5 protein-coding genes are annotated in these 2,005 nt (G+C 53.2%); 4 read left to right on the plus strand and 1 reads right to left on the minus strand.

Features of this window, described 5'->3' with window-relative positions:
- The 4 genes from GOB85_RS18635 to GOB85_RS18645 form a co-directional block, all read left to right on the plus strand.
- Window positions 1-166 (plus strand): Tn3 family transposase (locus tag GOB85_RS18635; RefSeq protein WP_173578853.1); only part of this gene is annotated, 166 nt, incomplete at its 5' end.
- Between the two features lie 20 nt (window positions 167-186).
- Window positions 187-315, plus strand: coding sequence for a hypothetical protein (locus GOB85_RS19650; RefSeq protein WP_277875962.1), 129 nt, complete (start codon window positions 187-189; stop codon window positions 313-315).
- A gap of 276 nt (window positions 316-591) precedes the next feature.
- Window positions 592-840, plus strand: a complete 249-nt coding sequence (locus tag GOB85_RS18640) for a hypothetical protein (protein WP_173578854.1) — start codon at window positions 592-594, stop codon at window positions 838-840.
- Between the two features lie 132 nt (window positions 841-972).
- Window positions 973-1,137 carry a hypothetical protein gene (locus GOB85_RS18645; protein ID WP_242011632.1) on the plus strand — a complete coding sequence of 55 codons (165 nt, stop codon included), beginning with the start codon at window positions 973-975 and terminating at the stop codon, window positions 1,135-1,137.
- 80 nt (window positions 1,138-1,217) lie between these two features.
- On the opposite strand, the gene GOB85_RS18650 is transcribed toward GOB85_RS18645, so the two are convergent.
- Window positions 1,218-1,622 carry a flagellar biosynthesis regulator FlaF gene (locus GOB85_RS18650; protein WP_173578855.1) on the minus strand — a complete coding sequence of 135 codons (405 nt, stop codon included), beginning with the start codon at window positions 1,620-1,622 and terminating at the stop codon, window positions 1,218-1,220.
- Window positions 1,623-2,005: the final 383 nt, after the last annotated feature.

Here is a 2,005-nt window from a genome sequence, read left to right on the forward strand (position 1 = left end):
CGAACATCAAGGACGATCCGTTCCGCCTGGTCTGCTCCAGCATCTCTCTCCGCTGGGGTGGCAGCATATCAACCTGACCGGGGATTACCTCTGGACCGACGCCGACATCCCGGAAGGGAAACTCCGCCCGCTCCGGCAAGCCATCACAATCACCGATAATCCTTAGCGTATATCTGTGCCCGTTTTATGTACGTCCCCCGTCTTGAGGGCGTGATCCTCGACGCGGACATCGAGCGGATCAATACCCGGTTCATCGAGGGAGACCTGACGATCGAAGAGCATTTCAAAGCTCTGGAACGTCATCTGGACCAGTGATGCTACGCTCCCCACGTTTGACCCCGTTTCTTGTCTCCTGGGGCTGTGAGACGATTTCTGGCCTAACCCTCCACCAGTTCGCTCCTACACCGCTCTCTAGGCGCTCCATCGAACGCTCCTTCAGCGCTCCCCGGTCGCTCCCATCAAATTGAGGGTCTTCATACACCATTGCACCACTGGTGCGGGCGGCATGAAAAGGGAGCGGTTAGTAGCCGCACCCTTCATGGGCAGAGAAGGCTTTGTTAAGCCCAGGTTGCCCGACTGCAGGAGAATGGCATGACCGCACCGTTGGTTCTTCAGCTGGATGAGCGCCTGAAACACGCCCTGGAGCGCGAAGCTACCCGACGGGGCCTGTCTCCGGGACAGCTGGTGTCGGATCTTCTGGAGGAGAGCCTGCGGCAGGCGCGGCGGCAGCGCATCCGGGCCGACAGTGCCAGGGTGGGGGACCATGTCGCCTCCTCCCCGGATGCCCTCAGTCTGTTTGAAGACATAGGCGGTGCCCATATGGCCGGGACGTCCGAGTAAGGCGGTCCTGACCCCACATCATTCCGTTATCCAGGTAACACAGAAGTATCGGGTTAAGGGGAAGCAGGTTTCTTTGACATGACAGGATAACGTGTTAACGACAGGGTGTTTTTTTAACACGTCGGAACGGTCATGTTAACGCCAACCTGCAACATTCGTCCCTTGCCACCTCAGGTGGATCTGGAGACGGTTCCGGTCCTCAGGGCTCTGGCCGAGGCCAACCGGGCTCTGGCGGAGCTGAAGGGGCGGGCGGCGACCATTCCCAATCAGGGGATTCTGATTGTCGATCGAACGTAGTGCTTCCATATTTTCGCAATAATAGCTGCTTTTGGTAGGGCACGATCATGTATCTGGCGACATAGCAGAATTTCTCAAATTCATGCAGACACAAAACTAAAAGGCGACGGATTTTCTGATCCGGCAGTCGGGGTTGTCGCGACAATTGTCTCCCGAAGTCCATCCAGCATATCTTGGTTGATATCAATCAGAGGCTTCAGTGCGATCCCGTGCAGCATAGCCTGAATACTGTAACGTGTCGCCCAGACTGCCAGTTTTCGCAGATCCTGACGGAGAATGGCGGGCATGTCATTATTCTCTATCCCGGTTTCACGGAGGATTGCGGACCAGAGCTTCTGGTTCATATCCAGCGCGTGAAGGCGGGATTTTTCATCATTTGCTGTTTTCATCAGGGCATTTGCCTGCCTGAAGGCCAGTTCTTCAATCTGCCGGGGCGTCATTGTCTGGGATGTATTTTTGTTGTATCGCTGAATGCCGTAACTCATCAGAACCTCATGTTAAAAATTCTTCGAAACACCGAATTTAATTCAAATACACATGATACATAACATGTATGTTTAAATTATCTGGCCGATATCGATTTTTTCTGACGCTTTTGTTTCATATTTAATGAAATGCATCATAAACTCTTTGTGCGTCTGATATAAAAGCCGATCAAGCTCCCAACTTTCGATCCCGGCATCAGATGCGAGACTATTCAAAAAATTCTCCTGGGCTTCGTAACTACGATGACCATGATAACCAAGGACGGGAAGTATGTTTAGTCCCGGGGTTTGGTGGTGTGATATTTTCACGTGAGTGGAAGGAAGCATTATGGGACAGATACGTCATGGCAGCGCCACGACCACGCACGCCGTGCGAGCAGCAA

It is taken from the genome of Acetobacter fallax (assembly GCF_011516735.1).
GTDB classification, from domain to species: Bacteria; Pseudomonadota; Alphaproteobacteria; order Acetobacterales; family Acetobacteraceae; genus Acetobacter; species Acetobacter fallax.

Bases quoted from the DNA above. Each gene is read 5' to 3' on its own strand.
- GOB85_RS18645 (WP_242011632.1), top strand. From the start codon at position 973: ATGTTAACGCCAACCTGCAACATTCGTCCCTTGCCACCTCAGGTGGAT.
- GOB85_RS19650 (WP_277875962.1), top strand. From the start codon at position 187: ATGTACGTCCCCCGTCTTGAGGGCGTGATCCTCGACGCGGACATCGAG.
- GOB85_RS18650 (WP_173578855.1), bottom strand. From the start codon at position 1,622: ATGAGTTACGGCATTCAGCGATACAACAAAAATACATCCCAGACAATG.
- GOB85_RS18640 (WP_173578854.1), top strand. From the start codon at position 592: ATGACCGCACCGTTGGTTCTTCAGCTGGATGAGCGCCTGAAACACGCC.